Genomic DNA, 20233 nt, shown 5'->3' with positions numbered 1-20233 from the left:
ATTCAGACGCTCTGCGGCCTCAGCCTTGCCCGTTCCGACGGGCTGGGGCCGTCCGGGGTGCCGCCCACCAGGGCGCTTCCGTCGCGCCAGTTCTTCCACTCCAGGTTCCAGTCCCCGAAGCCGTTGCCGAACGGTTCCATGGTGTTGCCGTACGAGTTGATGACCTTGACGATGTCGCCCTCGCGGACGTTGTCGAAGAACCACTCGGCGTTGGCGGTGCTCATGCCGGTGCAGCCGTGGCTGACGTTGGCGGCGCCCTGGGAGCCGACCGACCAGGGGGCGGCGTGGACGTATTCGCCGCTCCAGGTCACACGGGTGGCGTAGTAGACCGGTAGGTCGTAGGACTCCGCGGACCCTTCGGCTATGCCGATGCTCGTGCCGCGCATGCGTACGAAGTACTCCTTGCCCAGTACGACCTTGACGCCGTTGCGGGTCTCGAAGCCGGGCTTGCCGGTCGTGACCGGTATGGACCTGACCTCCTCGCCGTTGCGGTACAGCGTCAGCTGGTGGGACGCGGCGTCCGTGACGGCTATGACCTGGTCGCCCGTGGTGATGCGCAGCGGCTTGGCCTTGCCGCCCCACAGACGGTCGCTGACCTTGATGCCCTCCAGGTTGCTACGGGCCTGGAGGGTGGCGTTCGCGGGCCAGAACTCCTTGGGACGGTAGTGGAGTTTCTTGTCGTCCACCCAGTGCCAGTTGCCCTCGACGGCGGGCGCGGAGTCGACCTTGAGGGCCCGCTCGACTATCGCCCGCTGGTTGCGGTCCTTGATGGGCTGGCTCAGCTCCGCCGTGACGGGCTGGCCGACGCCGTAGGTGCCGGCCTTGGGGCCGAACGTCACCGTCAGGTGCTTCTTGGAAGTCGGCTTGCTGGTGTCGAAGGTGAGGACCTTGCGGCCGGGGGCGCCGTCCTCGTCCTCGGTGCTCACGCGGACCGTGTAGCGGGCGTTGGCGGCGAGCGGAGAGGTGCTGTGCCAGCGGGTGCCGTCGGCGGAGAGTTCGCCCGCGACGTAGCGTCCTGCGGCGTCCCTGGCGGTGACGTCCGTGATACGGCCGTCGGAGTCCTCGGCGGTGACTTCCAGGGGCTTGTCGGGGTCGGCCTTCTTGCCGTCGCCCGCGGGGCCGTTGAAGGCGATCTGGTCGGCCGCGTCGTACGGCTCGGCGGACAGCGGGTTGCCGTCGCTGCTGCAGCCGGCGGCGCTCGCGCCGAGCGCGATCAGCAGGAGCGTGCAACCTATGACGGGGCCCTTGCTCGGTTTTCTGCTCATGGCCTCACGCTAGGAAGCAGCGTCGGCCGCGGCGCGCCGGATAAGGCGTACGGGTGATCGTGGCTACGGCAAACGAAGGAACCCGGACACTCCTGACGGAATGTCCGGGCCCCTATGAGCTCAGCTCGTGTTACTGGGTGCGGCTCTCACCGCGGTAGTACTCGAAGACCCAGCCCCAGATGCCGATCAGGATCAGCGGCGCCGAGAAGTACATCAGCCACCAGCCGATCGCGATCGACAGGAAGGCGAGGGCGCCTCCGACCGCGAGGGAGAGCGGCTGCCAGCTGTGCGGGCTGAAGAACCCGACCTCGCCGGCGTCGTCCGCCACATCCGCTTCCTTGTTGTCCTGCGCACCCGCGTCGACCCGCCGGGCGGTGAAGCCCAGGTAGAAGCCGATCATGATGCACAGACCGAAGGCCAGGAAGAGGGCCGTGGTGCCGGCCGGCTCCTTCGACCAGACGCCGTAGACAACCGCCATGGCGAGCACGAAGAAGCTCAGCCACATGAACATCCTGCCCTGGATCTTCACTTGCCGGCCTCCTTGCCACCAGCCAGAGCCTTCTCACCGTGAGGGGCGTTCTCGAGCTGGTCGAGAGCGGCGATCTCAGGGTGATGCAGGTCGAACGCCGGGGATTCGGAACGGATCCGCGGCAGAGTGAGGAAGTTGTGCCGCGGCGGCGGGCAGGACGTCGCCCACTCCAGCGAGCGGCCGTAGCCCCACGGGTCGTCGACCTCGACCTTCTTGCCGTACTTGGCGGTCTTCCACACGTTGTAGAAGAACGGCAGCAGCGACGCGCCGAGCACGAACGAGCTGATCGTCGAGATCGTGTTCAGGGCGGTGAAGCCGTCGGCCGCGAGGTAGTCCGCGTAACGACGCGGCATGCCCTCGGCACCGAGCCAGTGCTGCACCAGGAAGGTGCCGTGGAAGCCGACGAACAGCGTCCAGAAGGTCATCTTGCCCAGGCGCTCGTCGAGCATCTTGCCGGTCATCTTCGGCCACCAGAAGTGGAACCCGGCGAACATCGCGAAGACGACGGTGCCGAAGACGACGTAGTGGAAGTGGGCGACGACGAAGTACGAGTCGGACACGTGGAAGTCCAGTGGCGGTGAGGCCAGGATGACACCGGTCAGACCACCGAAGGTGAAGGTGATCAGGAAGCCGACCGCCCAGAGCATCGGTGTCTCGAAGGACAACGAGCCCTTCCACATCGTGCCGATCCAGTTGAAGAACTTCACGCCTGTTGGTACGGCGATGAGGAACGTCATGAAGGAGAAGAACGGCAGTAGTACGCCGCCTGTGACGTACATGTGGTGCGCCCACACCGTCACGGACAGACCCGCGATCGCGATGGTCGCCGCGATCAGACCCATGTAGCCGAACATCGGCTTGCGGGAGAAGACCGGAATCACTTCGGAAATGATTCCGAAGAATGGCAGGGCGATGATGTACACCTCTGGATGGCCGAAGAACCAGAAGAGGTGTTGCCATAGCAAGGCCCCGCCGTTGGCGGCATCGAAGATGTGGGCGCCGAACTTGCGGTCCGCCTCCAGCGCGAACAGTGCCGCCGCGAGGACGGGGAAGGCGAGCAGGACCAGGACGGCCGTCAGCAGCACGTTCCACACGAAGATCGGCATGCGGAACATGGTCATGCCGGGGGCGCGCATGCAGATGATCGTGGTGATGAAGTTGACCGAGCCGAGGATGGTGCCGAAGCCGGAGAAGGCCAGACCCATGATCCACATGTCGGCGCCGATGCCCGGGCTGCGGACCGCGTCCGACAGCGGGCTGTAGGCGAACCAGCCGAAGTCGGCCGCGCCGCTCGGGGTGAGGAAGCCGCCGACCGCGATGAGCGAGCCGAACAGGTACAGCCAGTAGGCGAACATGTTCAGCCGCGGGAACGCCACATCCGGCGCGCCGATCTGCAGCGGCATGATCCAGTTCGCGAAGCCGGCGAACAGCGGCGTCGCGAACATCAGCAGCATGATCGTGCCGTGCATCGTGAACGCCTGGTTGAACTGCTCGTTCGACATGATCTGCAGACCCGGCCGGGCGAGCTCGGCGCGCATGAACAGCGCCATCACGCCGCCGATCACGAAGAACGCGAACGACGTGACGAGGTACAGCGTTCCGATCGTCTTGTGGTCGGTGGTGGTGAGCCACTTGACCACGACGTTGCCGGGTTGCCTGCGCCGGACCGGCAGCTCGTTCTCGTACGAGTCCTCAGCTGCTGCCGCGGCACCCTGGGGTTCGTTGAGGATGCTCACAGGTTGTTCGTCTCCCGGTTCTTCTCGTGGCTCGTCTGCGCGATGCCGGCGGGAACGTAACCGGTCTGCCCCTTCTTGGCGAGGTCCTTGAGGTGCTGCTCGTAGCGCTCGGGGGAGACGACCTTCACGTTGAACAGCATCCGGGAGTGGTCGACGCCGCACAGCTCGGCGCACTTGCCCAGGAAGGTGCCCTCCTTGTTGGGGGTCACCTCGAAGGCGTTGGTGTGGCCCGGGATGACGTCCTGCTTCATCAGGAACGGCACCACCCAGAAGGAGTGGATGACGTCACGCGAGGTGAGGACGAAGCGGACCGTCTTGCCCTTGGGCAGCCACAGGGTGGGGCCGGGGTTGCCCGTCTGGGGGTTCCGGCTGCCGGGGGTACCGGCGTCGTAGACACCGCCCGCGTTCGCCGGGAAGTCCTCCTTGAACCGGTCCGGAATGGCCGCCAGGTTCTTGTCGGTCTTCGCATTACCCGTGGAACCGTCGACGGGCTGGACGTAGTTGAAGGCCCAGCTCCACTGATAGCCCACAACGTTGACCGTGAGGTCGGGCTTGTCCTTGAGGCTGAGCAGCTTCGTCTCGTCGCGGGCCGTGAAGTAGAAGAGCACCGAGACGATGATGAGCGGGACCACCGTGTACAGCGCCTCGATCGGCATGTTGTACCGGGTCTGCGGAGGAACTTCGACCTTGGTGCGGCTGCGCCGGTGGAAGACGGTGCTCCACAGGATCAGGCCCCAGACCAGCACGCCTGTGGCGAGCGCGGCCGCCCACGACCCCTGCCACAGGGAGAGGATCCGCGGAGCCTCTTCCGTGGTCGGGGTGGGCATACCAAGACGGGGGAAGTCCTCCCAGTTGTACGAGCAACCGGTGGCTGTAGCCAGGACCAGGCCCGCAGTCATTGCCTGCAGCAGCTTCCGCCGCATCGGGCGCCGCGGCGAGCGGTCGGAGCCGTTGGGACTCACGTAGCGCCTTCCCGAGAGTCTCGCCCGCGCGGATCGGCTGCGGCCTTCTCGCTGGTCGGTCGCCGCCCTGCGTCGGGCAGGGGTTTGGATGTTTATGCGGACCAAACCCTAGCCGACGCTCTCCGAGGGTTCGCGGGGAGGGGTGCCTATGGGGTGGGGTGGTTCGCTTGTTTGGCGGCTGCGGGTTGTTTGTCGCAGATCGCGCCCCGCGGCGAGCCGTAGATGTCACAGCCCCGCGCCCCTTTGGGGCGCTCCTGGTGCCGGACGTTCTAGCGTTGCTGTGTGAGTTACTTCGACGCTGCTTCCAGTGCTCCTCTTCATCCTGTTGCCCGGCAGGCCCTTCAGGCCTCCCTTGATGAGGGGTGGGCCGATCCTGCCCGTCTTTACCGGGAAGGGCGGCGGGCGCGGATGCTGCTGGACGCGGCTCGGGAGGCCGCTGCGGAGGCTGTGGGGTGCCGGGCCGACGAGTTGGTGTTCACCTCATCGGGGACGAAAGCCGTCCACTCGGGTGTCGCCGGGGTGTTGGCGGGGCGGCGGCGCGTCGGACGCCACCTGATCGTGTCTGCGGTCGAACACTCCTCTGTGCTCCATGCGGCTGACGCGCACGAGGGCGACGGGGGGACGGTCACTCGGGTGGCGGTGGATCGTGCGGGGGCGGTGGGCGTACCTACGTATGCGGATGCGCTTCGGGCGGACACCGCGCTGGCGTGTCTGCAGTCGGCCAACCACGAGGTGGGGACCGAGCAGCCGGTGGCGGAGGCGGCCGCCCTGTGCCAGGAGGCCGGGGTGCCGCTGCTGGTGGACGCGGCGCAGTCGCTGGGGTGGGGGCGCGTCGAGGGCGCCTGGTCGGTGTTGACCGGGAGTGCCCACAAGTGGGGCGGTCCGTCGGGGGTCGGGCTGCTCGTCGTGCGCAAGGGCGTACGGTTCGCCGCGCAAGGGCCGGCGGACGAGCGGGAGTCGGGGCGGGTCCCCGGGTTCGAGAACATCCCGGCGATCGTCGCCGCGGCGGCCTCGCTGCGTGCCGTGCAGGCGGAGGCGGCCCAAGAGGCGGTACGGCTGCGGGAGCTGACGGAGCGGATCCGGGCGCGGGTGCCGCAGCTGGTGCCGGATGTGGAGGTGGTCGGCGATCCGGGGCGGCGGCTGCCCGGCATCGTCACCTTCTCCTGTCTCTATGTGGACGGGGAGAGCCTGCTGCACGAGCTGGACCGCGCCGGGTTCTCGGTCTCCTCGGGTTCGTCCTGCACGAGCAGCACGCTGACGCCCAGCCATGTGCTGAAGGCGATGGGCGTGCTGAGCGAGGGGAACGTGCGGGTGTCCCTGGCGTTCGGGACGGCGGAGGAGGACGTCGAGCGGTTCCTGGAGGTGCTGCCGGCTGCCGTGGCGGGGGTGCGGGAGAAGCTGGGGGCGCCGGTGCCCAGCACGGTCGTACGGGAGGACGTCCTGGTCGTGGACGCCCTCGGCAAGCTCTGCCCGCTCCCGGTCATCGAGCTTGCCAAGGTCATCGGCGAGGTACCGGTCGGCGGCACCGTGCGCGTCCTCGCCGACGACGAGGCGGCCCGCCTGGACATCCCGGCGTGGTGCGAGATGCGGGGGCAGGAGTACATGGGCGAGGAGCCGGCGGAGCGAGGAACGGCGTACCTCGTCCGCCGGGTGGCCTGAACGCCCTGTCGGCGAACTGCCGCGGGATCAGCCCAGGTGCGTCCGGACCTCTTCACCCGCGTCATGCCCGTATGCCTTGGTGAACCGGTCCATGAAGTGCGCCCGCCGCAGCTGGTACTCCTGCGTGCCCACCGTCTCGATGACCAGCGTCGCGACCATGCAGCCGACCTGCGCGGCCCGCTCCAGGGACACACCCCACGCCAGCCCCGACAGGAACCCGGCGCGGAAGGCGTCGCCGACACCCGTGGGGTCGGCCTTGCGCTCCTCCTCGGCACAGCCGACCTCGATCGGGTCCTCGCCGTCCCGCTCGACGCGCACGCCCCGCGCGCCGAGGGTGGTGACGCGGTGGCCGACCTTGGAGAGGATCTCCGCGTCGCTCCAGCCGGTCTTGGACTCGATGAGGCCCTTCTCGTACTCGTTCGAGAAGAGGTACGTCGCGCCGTCCAGCAGTATGCGGATCTCGTCGCCGTTCATGCGGGCGATCTGCTGGGAGAAGTCGGCGGCGAAGGGGATCTCGCGGGAGCGGCACTCCTCCGTGTGGCGGAGCATGGCCTCGGGGTCGTCGGCGCCGATGAGGACCAGGTCGAGGCCGCCCACGCGGTCCGCGACGGTCTTCAGCTCGATCTGGCGGGCCTCGCTCATCGCACCGGTGTAGAAGGAGCCGATCTGGTTGTGGTCGGCGTCGGTGGTGCAGACGAAGCGGGCGGTGTGCAGGGTCTCTGAGATGCGGACCGACCCGGTGTCGACGCCGTGCCGGTCAAGCCAGGCCCGGTACTCGTCGAAGTCGGAGCCCGCGGCGCCGACGAGGATCGGCTTCGTGCCCAGCTGACCCATGCCGAAGGCGATGTTCGCGCCTACGCCGCCCCGGCGTACGTCCAGGTTGTCGACCAGGAAGGACAGCGAGACCGTGTGCATCTGGTCCGCGACGAACTGGTCGGTGAAACGGCCGGGGAAGGTCATGAGGTGGTCGGTGGCGATGGAGCCGGTGACTGCGATGCGCACGGCGTGGAGTCTCCTGCGAAGAGGATGGGTTGACAGTTCACGCTACCGTTCGTGACCTGGACTCTGAAGCAGTCAAAACTACCCGATAGTAGATCTTTCTTCGCGGGTGTCCACGTGCCTACGGTGCCGCTATGACGAAATTCGAGGTCCGCGCCACCACTCAGGCCGGCCTGGAGGCCGGCCTGGCGTCGCTGCTCGGTGACTGCGCGCGGATGGCTCCCCACTGGGCCGCTCCCGACCGCGTCCTGTCCCGCCCGGTCTCCCCGTCACTCATCCACGGGGTGACCGTGCCCCCGAGGTCGGCGCGGCTGGTGGACGCGATGTCGGACTACGGCGACTGATCGAAACGACGCCATCCATCCGGATTACGCCGGCCGATCGAATTCCGGCGGCTCAATCGGCGCCCTTCAGGGAACCGTGCGCTCCCCCGCTGCGTCCCATCGCTGTCCCCCGTAAAGGGGATGCGGGATACGACCCGGCAGACCCTCCCCTTTGACAGGGTCGGGTCAGGGTCATGGGACATGTGCGCAGCCGAAGGAGCGATGCGGTGAACACCGAGCGACCCGAGAACGACGACACGGGCGCCGACGGCTCCGCCGAGGAGCAGGGCACCCGGCAGGAGAAGGGCGCCGCGGGTACCGAGGCGTCCGGCGCCGTGGCGGACGGCACCGCCGTTCCCGGAGCCGGGGGCGAGCGCGATGCCGGGGGCCACGAGTCCGACGGCGAGGCGGAGGACGGCGGGACCGGGCGCGACGCCGAGGCCGGCCGGACCGACGGCGAGCGCGACGGTGCGGAAAGCGACAGCGGCGCCGCCGGTGGGGAGCAGGCCGGGGACGCGGAGGCAGCGGCGCCCGTTGCCGCTGTGGACTCGGAGCCGACCAGCTCCGCCGGACCGGATCCCACCGCTGCCGCCCGTGCCGCTGCCGATGACGACGGAGCCGGCGGTTCGAGCCGACGCCGCTCCCCCGCGATCATCGCGTCGGTCGCCGCCGCCGTACTGCTCGTCGGAGGCGGCGGGGCCTACCTCGCCGCGAACGCGTCCGGGGGTTCGGACGGCGGTACGACGTCCGGGGCCGCCGACGAGGACACTCCCCCGCCACTCCACCTCGACGGCTACACCGAGGGCGGCGGCACGAACGGCATCGCGCCCGGCGAGCCGAACCCGTACGGCGTCACCTACAAGGCCGACGGGGACCTGGCGGACGGACCCGGCTCGGCGCCCGTGTACCGGGCCGGCGGCGAGGTCGGTGCCGACGCCGTGGCCCGGCTGGCCGACGCGCTCGGGGTGGACGGGTCGCCGGTCGCGCAGGGGCAGACCTGGCGGGTCGGGGCGAAGGACGGGACGGGGCCCAGCCTCCAGGTGAACAAGCAGGCGCCCGGGACCTGGACCTTCTACAGCTACGCACCCGGCACCGATGACTGCCGGTCCGCCACCACCTGCTCGAAGGACTCGGCCGACCCCGGGGGCGACCCGGTGAGCGAGGCCGCCGCGAAGAAGGCCGCCGCGCCGGTCCTCAAGGCGGTGGGTCAGGATGACGCGAAGCTCGACGCGAGCCAGCTCATGGGCGGCCGGCGGGTCGTCAACGCGAGCCCTGTGGTCGGCGGTCTGCCCACGTACGGCTGGACGACCGGGGTGACCGTGAACACCCTGGGCGAAGTGGTCGGCGGCAGCGGCCAGTTGGCGGCCCCGGTGAAGGGGGACACGTACCCCGTGCTGGACGCCGAGAAGACGCTCGGGCTGATGAACGCGGCGCCGGGGACCGACGGCCGGATGGGCATCGGCGGCTGCGCCAGCCCCGTACCGCTGAAGGACCGCGATGAGGCGCCCTGCGGCTCCTCCGGTTCGGAGGCTTCGCCCGGTCGGGGGACCGATACCGGCGCGGGCACGCCGGCCAAGGACACCCTCACGGTCGAGAAGGCCGTGTTCGGGCTCGCCTCGCACTACGTCGACACGCGGCAGGCGCTGGTGCCGTCCTGGCTGTTCGAGGTGCGGGCGCCGGGCGCGAAGGACAGCTTCACCGTGACGCATCCGGCGATCGACCCGAAGTACCTGGTGTCGACCACGCCGTCCCAGGAGCCGCCCGCTCAGCCGAGCCCGCGGCCGTCCGGACCCAAGGACGAGTCGACGTCGGCGCCGGTCACGAGGAACGTGGGTGTGGACGGCTACACCGTCGACGGCAGGGAGCTGACCGTGGCCTTCACGGGCGGTGTGTGCGCCGACTACAAGGTGACGGCGAGCGAGAGCGGCGACGAGGTGACGGTCCGGGTGACCGAGACGTCGCAGCCGGACAAGGTCTGCATCCTGATCGCCAAGGTGTTCCACAAGAGCGTGCAGCTGGACAAGCCGCTCGGGGACCGCAAGGTCGTGGGCACGGACGGGCAGGACGTCCCGCTGGAGAAGCCGGGCACGGTCCGGCCGGAGACGTCGGGGGCGCGGTAAAGGCCCCCGGACACGGGAAGGCGGCGGCCCCGTCGGAGGGGGTCGCCGCCTTCTCGCGTTTCGGCTGGGTCAGCCGGTTTCGGCCGGGTCAGCTGAAGGAGTCGCCGCAGGCGCAGGAGCCGGTCGCGTTCGGGTTGTCGATCGTGAAGCCCTGCTTCTCGATGGTGTCCACGAAGTCGATGGACGCGCCGCCCAGGTACGGGGCGCTCATGCGGTCGGTGACGACCTTCACGCCGCCGAAGTCCTTGACGACGTCGCCGTCGAGGGAGCGCTCGTCGAAGAAGAGCTGGTAGCGCAGGCCGGAGCAGCCACCGGGCTGAACGGCGACGCGCAGGGCCAGGTCCTCACGGCCTTCCTGGTCGAGCAGCGCCTTGACCTTCGCCGCGGCGGCGTCGGACAGGATGATGCCGTCGGTGACGGTGCTGGTCTCGTCCGATACGGACATCTACATCTCTCCCGGGTTGTACGGAGACTGCTTGCCGACGGTTGCAACCGACGGGGCCGCGGATTCATTCCGGGCCGGGCGTTTGTCTTTCGGTCCTTCTTCATGCTCGCACACGGCACCCGAAGCGGAAAACGACCGATTCGGGAATACGCGGCCCCGGCACCGGGATTCACGTCACATCGACATGATGGACATCGTCAAACTGACGTGAACCGGTTATGATAGATAACGTCAATTCGACGAGAAGTCGAAGAAGGTGTCCCGCTTGACCCGCCGGCTCCGGACTTTCCCGGTCCCGGCGAGCCGCAGAACAGAAAGGGTGCGTGTCGTGACCACCGCCCAGACCCAGGAGCTCGACGTACAGCCGACGCCCCTCGCCCTGCTGCTCCTCGGCCGTGAGGCCGACCCGAGGAGCGAGCGTGGCGTCGAGTGTCCCGGCGACCTTCCCTCGCCGTCCGATCCGGACCTGGTCGAGCGCGCCCGCGCGGCCAAGGCGAAGCTCGGGAACAAGGTCTTCGTGCTCGGCCACCACTACCAGCGCGACGAGGTCATCCAGTTCGCCGACGTGACCGGTGACTCGTTCAAGCTGGCCAAGGACGCGGCCGCCCGCCCGGAGGCCGAGTACATCGTGTTCTGCGGCGTGCACTTCATGGCCGAGTCGGCGGACATCCTGACGTCCGACGACCAGAAGGTCGTCCTGCCCGACCTCGCCGCCGGCTGCTCGATGGCCGACATGGCGACGGCCGAGCAGGTCGCCGAGTGCTGGGACGTGCTGACCGAGGCCGGAATAGCCGAGCAGGTCGTGCCCGTCTCGTACATGAACTCGTCCGCGGACATCAAGGCGTTCACGGGCAAGCACGGCGGCACGATCTGCACCTCGTCCAACGCAAAGCGGGCCCTGGACTGGGCCTTCGAACAGGGCGAGAAGGTCCTGTTCCTGCCCGACCAGCACCTCGGCCGCAACACCGCCGTGCGGGACATGGGCATGTCCCTGGAGGACTGCGTCCTCTACAACCCGCACAAGCCGAACGGCGGGCTGACGGCGGACGAGCTGCGCACCGCGAAGATGATCCTTTGGCGCGGCCACTGCTCGGTGCACGGCCGCTTCAGCCTCGACTCGGTGAACGACGTGCGCGAGCGCATCCCGGGCGTCAACGTCCTCGTCCACCCGGAGTGCAAGCACGAGGTCGTGGCCGCGGCGGACTACGTCGGCTCGACGGAGTACATCATCAAGGCCCTGGAGGCCGCCCCGGCCGGCTCGAAGTGGGCCATCGGCACGGAGCTGAACCTGGTCCGCCGGCTGGCGAACCGTTTCGCGCCGGAGGGCAAGGAGATCGCCTTCCTCGACAAGACGGTCTGCTTCTGCTCGACCATGAACCGCATCGACCTCCCCCACCTGGTCTGGACGCTGGAGTCACTGGCCGAGGGCAACCTGGTCAACCGGATCGAGGTCGACAAGGAGACCGAGGCGTTCGCGAAGCTGGCGCTGGAGCGGATGCTGGCGCTGCCGTAGGTATGTCGGTGGTCGCTGCGCGGAGTACGGCGTCGCGCACGCCGGCCTCAGGCGCTCACCCCGACACGGGCTTCCGGTCGGGGTGGGCGGGGTCGACGGTGAAGAGGTCACCGTCCGGGGTGGCGGCGATCAGGGAGCCCTCACGGACCATCACCTCGGGCAGCGACCGGCTGCCCGCGTTCGTCACCCGTCGGGCACGCGGCAGGGTCTCCCACAGCAGCGTGCCCTTCTTCGTGTCGAGGGCGGCGACGCGACCGCTTGCGCTGGACAGGTAGACCGCACGAGCGCGCGGGTCGTGGGTGACGCCGCTGGGCGTCTCCAGACTCGTCGCGGTCTGCCACAGCCGCTCGCCCGTCCGGACCGACACGGCGCTCACCTGGCCGGAGGACGTGACGAACCACAGTGTGCCGTCCCCGAGCGTCACAACGCCCTCGAACTCCTCCGCCAGCTTCGTCGAACGGCCCTCACCGGTCTCCGGGTCCACCAGCCGGATACTGGAGAACGGCCCCTCTTCGCCCGCCGGGACGTTCCGCTCCTCGTCCTCGGCCGGGTCGACGTAGAGCAGCCGGCCGTCGATGGTCCCCACGAGCGTTCCGCGGTTGGGCACCTTCACTCGCCGCGCCGAGCCGTCGGCCCGGTCCAGCTCCATCAGCAGGATGCTCTGGGAAGGCGTGAACTCGGCGACGCACTCCAGCCGGAGGGCCTCGTCCACGCCCTGGGCGTCGCAGTACTGCCCCGCCGGCAGCGGTGTCGTCCAACGCTCGGCGCCGGTGCGTGCCGAACGGGCGGTCACCGCGCGAGCGCCGTCGGCCGGCATGACCACGAGGCTGCCGGAGACCGCCGGGGACATCCCGCTGCTCGCCGCCTTCCGATGCCAGAGCCGCTCACCGGTCCCGGTGTCCAGAGCGGCGACCGTCGTGCTCGACGCCTCCCCGGCGACGGGGGTGAAGTCCTGCTGGACCAGCATCGCGTCATCCACGAGACCGAGGACGGAGAAGGTGTACGTCCCCTGGCGCCGGCCGGGGGGCAGGACGTCGGCGCGCCAGTCGATCCGTCCGGTCAGCCCGTCGAGGCGCATGGGCAGAACACCGTCACCCGCGCAGTAGACGGCACCCTCGTACAGCCGGCATTCCGGGCCGTCTCCCAACCCGGTCCCGCCGGCCGACCCCTTCTTCACGCCGTGCGCGGCAGTGGCGTCCACCGTCGTCTGCCAGGGCTTCCAGCCTGCCGGCATGCCCGCCCATCGGGAAGGCGCGGACGCGGCGGTGCCGGCTCCCGTCCGGGCGTCGTCGTCCCCTTGTCCGGGCCCGATCAGCAGGTATCCGGTCAGGCCGAGCGTGAGGGCACCGACCGTGCCGGCCGTGGCCCACAGCGGGCGTACACGACTGTGTGGCCGGCCGGGAACCTCGGCGACCGGGCCGGCGACCGCGGCGGGCCGGGTCCGGACCAGGGCCATCTCTTCCGTGCGCAGCGTCACGGTGGGCTGGTCGTCGGGACCCGCCTCCGGCAGCGCGGCCACGAACGCCCTTGCCAGTTCGCCCAGTTCGGGCCGGTCCGCCGGTTCCTTGGCGAGGCAGCGCTCCAGGATCGACCGGAGAGCCTGCGGTACGCCGTCCAGGACGGGGGCGTCGTGGATGACCCGGTAGGCCGTGAGGTAGGGGCTGTCCGCGTCGAAGGGGCCCCGGCCCGTGACCGAGAAGACCAGCAGGGCGCCGAGGGAGAAGACGTCGGAAGCCGGCTCCACCGAACGGGCGTCGGTGAGCTGCTCCGGAGACATGAACGGCGGGGTGCCGATCATCTGCCCGGTCTCGGTGAGGGTCTTGTGGTCCTCGGCCGCACGCGAGATGCCGAAGTCGATGACACGCGGGCCGTCGTCGGCGATGAGAACGTTGGCGGGTTTGAGGTCCCGGTGGACCACCCCCGCCCGGTGGATGTCCCGCAGCGCCTCCACCAGACCGAGCGTCAGCCGCCGCAACTCGGCGCCCTTCAGCGGACCTTGGTCGCCGATCCGGGCGGCGAGGGAGAGCCCGGGCACGTACTGGGTGGCCATCCAGGGCCGTACCGCCTCCGGGTCGGCGTCCACCACCGGTGCGGTGAAGGCGCCGCTCACCTTGCGGACCGCCTCGATCTCCTGCCGGAAGCGGGCGCGGAAGACGGGGTCCTCGGCGTACTGGGAGTGCACCACCTTGACGGCGACCTCACGTCCCGAGCGTGACCTGCCCCGGTAGACGACCCCCATGCCCCCGGACCCGAGCCGGTCGACCAGCTTGTAGCCGCCGACCGATTTCGGATCGTCCCTGTGCAGCAGCACGCCCGGAACCCTCCCCCGTCATGCAGTTCGAGGGCTCAGGATACGTAACGGGGGGACGGCTTGGTCCGGGCGAGGACCCTTGGAACCCCGGGTCCCCCTGGCCGAAACGCCGAGACCGGCGCCACCTGGATCGGCCCGTGTTCACCGGACTAGCATGATCGTTCGCATGTGCGATGAACGGTGTAGTTTTCGGCGGGATTTCGGCGGGGGTTGTTTTGAGCGCGGATGCCATGGGGCTGAGGATGCGGTTGGCGGATCTGACGGCGACCGGGCAGGGCGATCTACGCGCGGCCGTCGGCGAGTTCCGTCGCAGCGAGGTGCTCGTGCCGGTGGTGGACGACTCGCTGCTGTCGGCGGCGGCGGGCGGCGTCCGCTGGCTGTTTGCGTTCACGGATGACGCGGCGCTGGCGCGCTTTGCGCAGGCGCGTGGTGAGGCGGTGCCGGAGCGGGTGCCGGTGTACGGGGCGCGTTTGCTGGACCAGGTGGTCCCCGAGGTGGCGAAGGTGGACGGCGGGCCGGTCGGGATCGCGGTGGACGCGGGCAGTGCGGCGGGCCTGGTGCTGCCTCCGGCCGAGGGTGTCGTTCCGGACGCGGCGGCTGTGGACACCGCTCTGGAGTCTGAAGGGGCGGACGCGTGAGTGGCGGGGACGGCTACCGGGTCGATCCGGAGGCGCTGGCGCGGATCACCCGGGGCATCAACCTGGCGATCGACGAGCTGAAGGAGCTGGGCTTCGACATCGAGGCGGCGCAGGGGCGGGGCTTCGACGACCTGGAGCTGGCCGGTCTTGAGGTGGGGGACGCGAACCTGCGCCAGGTGTTCGCCGACTTCTGCGAGCGCTGGAGTTGGGGGGTGCGCTCGATGATGCAGGACGCGAACGGGTTCGCGCAGCGGCTCAACCTGTCGGCGGGGCTGTACCACGAGCAGGAGCAGTACGTTTCGAACACCGTGAAGACGGTGTGGACGGCGGCGGCGGGCAACCCTTACCTGTCCGAGGAGGAGGTCGAGCAGCGTTCCTGGTCGCAGACGTTGAAGGACAACTCCGTGTCCCACTTCATGAACGCGGACTACAGCGCGGAGTCACTGCAGGCCGGCGACCAGGCGGCCCGGCAGGCCTGGGCGCAGGCGAAGGAGGACCTGGAAACCTCGACGGTGACCCCGGACGCCCCATTCGATTCGCGGACGGACTGGCAGCCGGACGGCCCCGAGGCCTCGGTGTCCGGGGAGGTTGAGCGCTGATGGGCCTGGGGGACATGGTCAACGACCTCGGGGACGGCCTGGAGAGCGCCGTCGACGGCGTGAGCGAGGGGGTCGGCGAGGCCGTCAACTGGGGTGCGGACAAGGCGGCGGACGGCCTGTCGGCGGTCGGTGCGGACGGCGCGGCCGAGGGGGTGCGCGACTTCGGCGAGGGGGTGAACAACCGGCTGGGCGGCGATGTCGCCGAGCGCCGGCTGGGAGAGAGCGAGGACCCCAAGGAGTTGGTCCACGGCAGTCCCCAGGCGCTGGAGTCGCGGGCCCGGCATCTGCGGGACTTCTTCCGGGCGTTCGAGAGCGTCGGCCAGGGGATGCGCTCGTTGGACGGCGAGGGCTGGCAGGGCAAGGCGGCTGACGCCTTCCGCGAGAAGTTCGACATGCATCCCAAGCAGTGGCTGACGGCGGCCGATGCCTGCGAGGCGGCGGCCAAGGCGCTGGAGGCGTACGCGGACACGGTGCGCTGGGCGCAGCAGCAGGCGCAGACCGCGATCGACGCCCACCGCAACGCGCAGGAGGACAGCCGGCGGGCGGTGGACGCGCACAACGCTCAAGTGACGGCGTACAACCAGGCCGCCGCCCAGTACAACGCGGCGGCTTCGGCGGGACGCGACCCGGGCCGCAAACCGACCGAGCCGGGCGCCTTCGTCGATCCGGGGGCGGCCGGCCGGAAGGAGGCCGAGGAGATCCTGGCCGAGGCGCGCCGCCAGCGCACCGACGCCGCCCGCGACGCGCAGCGCCGGGTGGCCGCCGCGCTGGAGACGGCTCCGCCGAAGCCGGAGTTCACCGACCGGGTGAAGGCCGACGCGGCGGACACCGTCGTGAGCACGCAGCTGAACCAGGCCCACGTCCTGGGCGGTCTCCTGAAGGGAGGCGCTGACCTGGTGAAGCTGGTCCGCACCGTCAACCCGATGGACTCCTACAACATCACCCACCCCGGCGAGTATGTGAAGAACTCCAACATGCTGCTGGCCGGCCTGGTGGGCACCGCCGCCCACCCCGAACGCCTGCCCAAGGCCGTCATCGGCAGCGGCTGGAGCAGCGATCCGGGTGACTCCCTGGGCTACCTCGCCTCGAACCTGATCGGCGGCAAAGGCGCCACCGGCATGGCCCGAGGGGCCGCACGAGGGGCTGCGGAGGGCGCGGCGACCGGAGCGGCGCGCAGGAGTCTCGGCAAGGCGGCCGAGGGGATCAGGAATTTCGCCCGGGAGCTGAAGTGCAAGGTTTTCGGCGGCGACCCGATCGACATGGCCACCGGCCGCATGTCCCTGCCGCAGACCGACGTCACCCTGCCCGCCAGGCTGCCGCTGCTCTTCTCCCGGCAGTTCGAGTCGTCGTACGAGGCCGGCCGATGGTTCGGACCGAGGTGGGCCTCAACCGCTGACCAGCGCCTGGAGATCGACGCCGAGGGTGTCATCTGCGTCCGCGAGGACGGTTCCCTGCTGTCCTACCCCCACCCCGCGCCCGGGGTGCCCGTCCTGCCCCTGAACGGCGAGCGCCACCCGCTGACCATCGACGCCTACGGCGACTACGCCATCACCGACCCCGCGGCCGACCGCACCTGGCACTTCGCGGCCCCGGGCGGCGACGGCAACGGCATCGCCCTGCTGGAACAGATCACCGACCGCTCCGGCCAGTGGCTCACCTTCGAGTACGACCACGAGGGCGCCCCCAAGGCGATCGCACACTCGGCCGGCTACCACCTCACGATCGAGACGACCGGGGACCGAATAACCGCCCTGAGCCTGGCGGCCGACGGCCACGACATCGAACTGGTCCGCTTCGGCTACGACGACCACGGCCACCTGACCGGGGTGACGAACTCCTCCGGCATCCCGACCCGCTTCACCAACGACGAACTGGGCCGCATCACTGCCTGGACCGACACGAACGACTCGTCCTACCACTACGTCTACGACGACCAGGGCCGCTGCACCTCCCAGTCGGGCGAGGCCGGCCACCTGAGCAACACCTTCGTCTATGGCGACACCGACCCGGACACCGGCCACCGGACCATTACGGCGACCAACTCCCTGGGCCACAGCACCCGTTACGACGTCAACAGCGATCTGCAGGTGGTGGCCGAGAGCGGCCCCGACGGATCGACGACCCGCACCACATACGACCGCTATCACCGCCCGCTGACCATCACGGACCCCCTGGGCCGCACGCGGAGCCACGCGTACGACGAGGCAGGCCGCCTGGTGATGGCCGTCCGCCCCGACGGCCGCTACAGCAGCATCGGCTACGACGACCAGGGCCGGCCGGTGGCCATAGCCGGCCCGGACGGCACCCACGTCGCCCAGCAGTTCGACGAGTTCGGCAACCGCACACAGGTGACCGACACCGCCTCGGGGACCACGACCCGCTTCACCTACGACGACCTCGGTCACCTGGCGTCGGTCACGGACGCGACGGGCGCGACGAGCACGGTCCGCTGCAACCCCGCGGGCCTGCCCGTAGAGGTCACGGACCCGCTCGGCGGGGTGACCCGCTACGAGCGGGACGCCTTCGGCCGCCCGACCACGATCACCGACCCGACGGGTGCGGTGACCCGCCTGGAGTGGACGGTGGAGGGCCGCCTGTCCCGCCGTATCACCGCGGACGGCGCCACGGAATCGTGGACGTACGACGGCGAGGGCAACTGCACCAGCCACACGGATGCCATGGGTGCCGTATCCCGTTACGAGTACACCCACTTCGACCTGATGTCGGCTCGCACCGGACCGGACGGGGTGCGCTACGAATTCGCTCACGACACCGAACTCCACCTGACGAAGGTCACGAACCCCCAGGAACTGACCTGGTCGTACGAGTACGACGCGGCCGGGCGGCTGGTCGCGGAGACGGACTTCGACGACCGTCGGCTGACGTACCAACACGACAGAGCAGGCCAGTTGACGGCCAGCACCACGGCTTCAGGCCGGACCATCTGCTTCGACAGGGACGTGCTGGGCCGCGTGGTGCGGAAGGACGCGGCCGGAGCGGTCACGACGTACGCGTACGACGCGACGGGCGGCCTGGCCCGGGCAGTCGGCGCGGATGCGGTTCTGACGTTGCAGCGGGACGATTCCGGCCGCCTGATGTCCGAGACGGTCAACGGCCGCACGCTCACCTACACCTACGACGTCCTGGGCCGCCGCACCAGCCGCACCACGCCGTCGTGCGCGAGCAGCACTTGGATGTACGACGCGGCGGGCAACCGCACGGAACTGACCACCGGAGGCCACACCCTCGCCTTCACGCACGACGCGGCCGGCCGCGAACTGACCCGGCACATCGGCGAAGCCCTCACCCTGACCAACGCCTTCGACCCCCTGGGCCGCCTGACGAAGCAGGAACTCACCGGACCGGGCGACACGCGCCTCGAGCACCGCGCCTACACCTACCGCGCCGACGGCAACCTGACCGGCATCGACGACCACCTGAACGGCGCCCGCCGCTTCGACCTCGATGCCGTCGGCCGGGTCACCGCTGTCCACGCCGCGAACTGGACGGAGTCCTACGCCTACGACGCGGCAGGCAACCAGACCCGAGCCGCCTGGCCGGACTCCATGCCAGGCCAGGACGCAACCGGCGATCGCACCTACACCGGCACCCGAATCACGCGCGCGGGCAATGTCCGCTACGAGCACGACGAAGCAGGCCGGATCACCCTGCGCCAGAAAACCCGCCTGTCCCGCAAACCGGACACCTGGCGCTACACCTGGGACGCCGAAGACCGCCTCACCTCGGTGGTCACCCCCGACGGCACGACCTGGCGCTACCGCTACGACCCCCTGGGCCGCCGCACCGCCAAACAACGCCTCGCCGCCGACGCCGAAACGGTCCTGGAACAGGTGGACTTCACCTGGGACGGCACGACCCTGTGCGAACAGACCACGCACACCCCCGGCACCGGCCAGTCGGCCATCACCCTCACCTGGGATCACCAGGGCGTACGCCCCCTGACCCAGACCGAACGCAAACACCTCACCGACACGCCCCAGGAGGAGATCGACCAGCGCTTCTACGCCATCGTCACCGACCTGGTCGGCACCCCCACCGAACTCGTCGACGAGCGCGGCGACATCGCCTGGCACACCCGCAGCACTCTGTGGGGCACCACCGCGTGGGACCGTGGCGCCACCGCCTACACACCCTTGCGTTTCCCGGGCCAGTACTTCGATCCCGAAACGGGCCTCCACTACAACTTCCACCGGCATTACGACCCGGAGACCGCCCGCTACGCCACACGGGACCCGCTGGGTTTGATCCCTGCTCCAAACCCTGCCACCTACGTGCAAAACCCCCACACGCGATCAGATTCACTCGGGCTTGCACCGGATTGCCCGCCTGGTGAAAATGCTCGTGGGATCTTCGACTTCAGGGGGCCAAATCCGGATTTCCCTGCTGACGCAGCTGCGGTCGACGCTATGCGCTCGGCACCAATCGGTGGAAATATCGACTGTTCAGAAATCGCCGAATACATCCTACGCGAAAGTGGAGGGCAAGGAAAGGTTATCAACTTCACCATCAAGAACGATCCAATCATCAACATTCCCGAAAATTCTGGCCAGCTCGTGACAGAGTATCGCTATCACGACGTCTACACAGACGGTCGATACGTGTACGATCCTGCGATGAGGGCAGATCCGATTCCGTATGGCGACTATGAGCGAGCTATTCGACTATTGAACCCCGGCAAGAAGCTCGTTGTCCAAAATGGTGGGTACTCGGGCCCCCTATGGTGATGGATGGATGGATTACGGTCATGTCCACTCGAAGCGCGAAAGCGACGCGAGCGCTCAGCAGATTCGGAGAGCTTGCATGGTTTTCCCTTCCTGCTCAGACTCACCCCGTGTACGGCTATCCGCAGGTGCCGTACATGGGATGGCGTTATACGTCACCTCGAGAAGGGGTTGCGCAACTCGTAGAGGAAGCCGTAAAAGAGCTGCCGACTCAGGTCGAGTGGACTCTCGACAGGAGCAGAAGAAATTGGCTTCTCCTGCCATCCCGGGTTCTTAGCGAGGCCCAAGGGCTTGAGAATCCCGCGTTCGCGGACGCCGTACACTCGATCAATGTCAATGACCAGGAATTCTGCTTTAGAGCGCTAGCAGACCTTGAGTTGATTATCCAGCGC

At 69.1% G+C, this 20233-nt stretch carries 14 protein-coding genes; 7 read left to right on the top strand and 7 right to left on the bottom strand.

From position 1 onward, the window contains the following. Positions 1-2: 2 nt before the first annotated feature. From OHO27_RS31165 to ctaC, 4 genes are all read right to left on the bottom strand, one after another. Positions 3-1265 carry a L,D-transpeptidase gene (locus OHO27_RS31165; RefSeq protein ID WP_328428291.1) on the bottom strand — a complete coding sequence of 421 codons (1263 nt, stop codon included), beginning with the start codon at positions 1263-1265 and terminating at the stop codon, positions 3-5. A 130-nt stretch (positions 1266-1395) separates the two neighbouring features. After that, positions 1396-1794 carry a cytochrome c oxidase subunit 4 gene (locus OHO27_RS31160; protein WP_328428290.1) on the bottom strand — a complete coding sequence of 133 codons (399 nt, stop codon included), beginning with the start codon at positions 1792-1794 and terminating at the stop codon, positions 1396-1398. Continuing rightward, on the bottom strand, positions 1791-3530 hold the full coding sequence (gene ctaD, locus OHO27_RS31155) for an aa3-type cytochrome oxidase subunit I (protein ID WP_328428289.1): 1740 nt from the start codon (positions 3528-3530) through the stop codon (positions 1791-1793). The genes OHO27_RS31160 and ctaD overlap by 4 nt, the downstream gene beginning before the upstream one ends. Then, positions 3527-4492, bottom strand: coding sequence for an aa3-type cytochrome oxidase subunit II (gene ctaC, locus OHO27_RS31150; RefSeq protein ID WP_328428288.1), 966 nt, complete (start codon positions 4490-4492; stop codon positions 3527-3529). Before ctaC ends, ctaD begins: the two co-directional genes overlap by 4 nt. Before the next feature lie 282 nt (positions 4493-4774). Here ctaC and OHO27_RS31145 point away from each other — a divergent pair, with 282 nt between their 5' ends. Beyond that, positions 4775-6151 carry a cysteine desulfurase/sulfurtransferase TusA family protein gene (locus tag OHO27_RS31145; RefSeq protein ID WP_328428287.1) on the top strand — a complete coding sequence of 459 codons (1377 nt, stop codon included), beginning with the start codon at positions 4775-4777 and terminating at the stop codon, positions 6149-6151. 27 nt (positions 6152-6178) lie between these two features. On the opposite strand, the gene OHO27_RS31140 is transcribed toward OHO27_RS31145, so the two are convergent. Continuing rightward, on the bottom strand, positions 6179-7153 hold the full coding sequence (locus OHO27_RS31140; RefSeq protein WP_328428286.1) for a carbohydrate kinase family protein: 975 nt from the start codon (positions 7151-7153) through the stop codon (positions 6179-6181). 131 nt (positions 7154-7284) lie between these two features. Here OHO27_RS31140 and OHO27_RS31135 point away from each other — a divergent pair, with 131 nt between their 5' ends. Beyond that, the gene (locus OHO27_RS31135; protein ID WP_328428285.1) at positions 7285-7494 is read left to right on the top strand and encodes a hypothetical protein; all 210 of its coding nucleotides are present in this window, start codon (positions 7285-7287) and stop codon (positions 7492-7494) included. Positions 7495-7700: 206 nt separating this feature from the next. Then, a complete protein-coding gene (locus OHO27_RS31130; protein WP_328428284.1) occupies positions 7701-9593 on the top strand; it encodes a hypothetical protein in 1893 nt (630 codons plus the stop codon). 88 nt (positions 9594-9681) lie between these two features. On the opposite strand, the gene OHO27_RS31125 is transcribed toward OHO27_RS31130, so the two are convergent. Further along, positions 9682-10038: an iron-sulfur cluster assembly accessory protein gene (locus OHO27_RS31125; RefSeq protein ID WP_093827773.1), complete on the bottom strand. Its 357-nt coding sequence runs from the start codon at positions 10036-10038 to the stop codon at positions 9682-9684. 328 nt (positions 10039-10366) lie between these two features. On the opposite strand from OHO27_RS31125, the gene nadA reads away from it, so the two are divergent. Beyond that, entirely contained in the window at positions 10367-11551 is a 1185-nt protein-coding gene (gene nadA, locus OHO27_RS31120) for a quinolinate synthase NadA (protein WP_328428283.1), read from the top strand. Between the two features lie 55 nt (positions 11552-11606). On the opposite strand, the gene OHO27_RS31115 is transcribed toward nadA, so the two are convergent. Further along, positions 11607-13862 carry a protein kinase domain-containing protein gene (locus OHO27_RS31115; RefSeq protein WP_328428282.1) on the bottom strand — a complete coding sequence of 752 codons (2256 nt, stop codon included), beginning with the start codon at positions 13860-13862 and terminating at the stop codon, positions 11607-11609. Between the two features lie 242 nt (positions 13863-14104). Here OHO27_RS31115 and OHO27_RS31110 point away from each other — a divergent pair, with 242 nt between their 5' ends. From OHO27_RS31110 to OHO27_RS31100, 3 genes are read left to right on the top strand one after another with little or no spacing between them, the layout of a single operon-like run. Then, positions 14105-14500 (top strand): SseB family protein, encoded by a 396-nt coding sequence (locus OHO27_RS31110; RefSeq protein ID WP_328428281.1) that lies wholly within the window; start codon positions 14105-14107, stop codon positions 14498-14500. After that, a complete protein-coding gene (locus OHO27_RS31105) occupies positions 14497-15099 on the top strand; it encodes a hypothetical protein (RefSeq protein ID WP_328428280.1) in 603 nt (200 codons plus the stop codon). The genes OHO27_RS31110 and OHO27_RS31105 overlap by 4 nt, the downstream gene beginning before the upstream one ends. Continuing rightward, positions 15099-19844 carry a putative T7SS-secreted protein gene (locus OHO27_RS31100; protein WP_328428279.1) on the top strand — a complete coding sequence of 1582 codons (4746 nt, stop codon included), beginning with the start codon at positions 15099-15101 and terminating at the stop codon, positions 19842-19844. Before OHO27_RS31105 ends, OHO27_RS31100 begins: the two co-directional genes overlap by 1 nt. Positions 19845-20233: the final 389 nt, after the last annotated feature.

Source organism: Streptomyces sp. NBC_00443, assembly GCF_036014175.1.
Lineage (GTDB): Bacteria > Actinomycetota > Actinomycetes > Streptomycetales > Streptomycetaceae > Streptomyces.
This window is presented reverse-complemented; position numbering and strand designations above follow the sequence as displayed.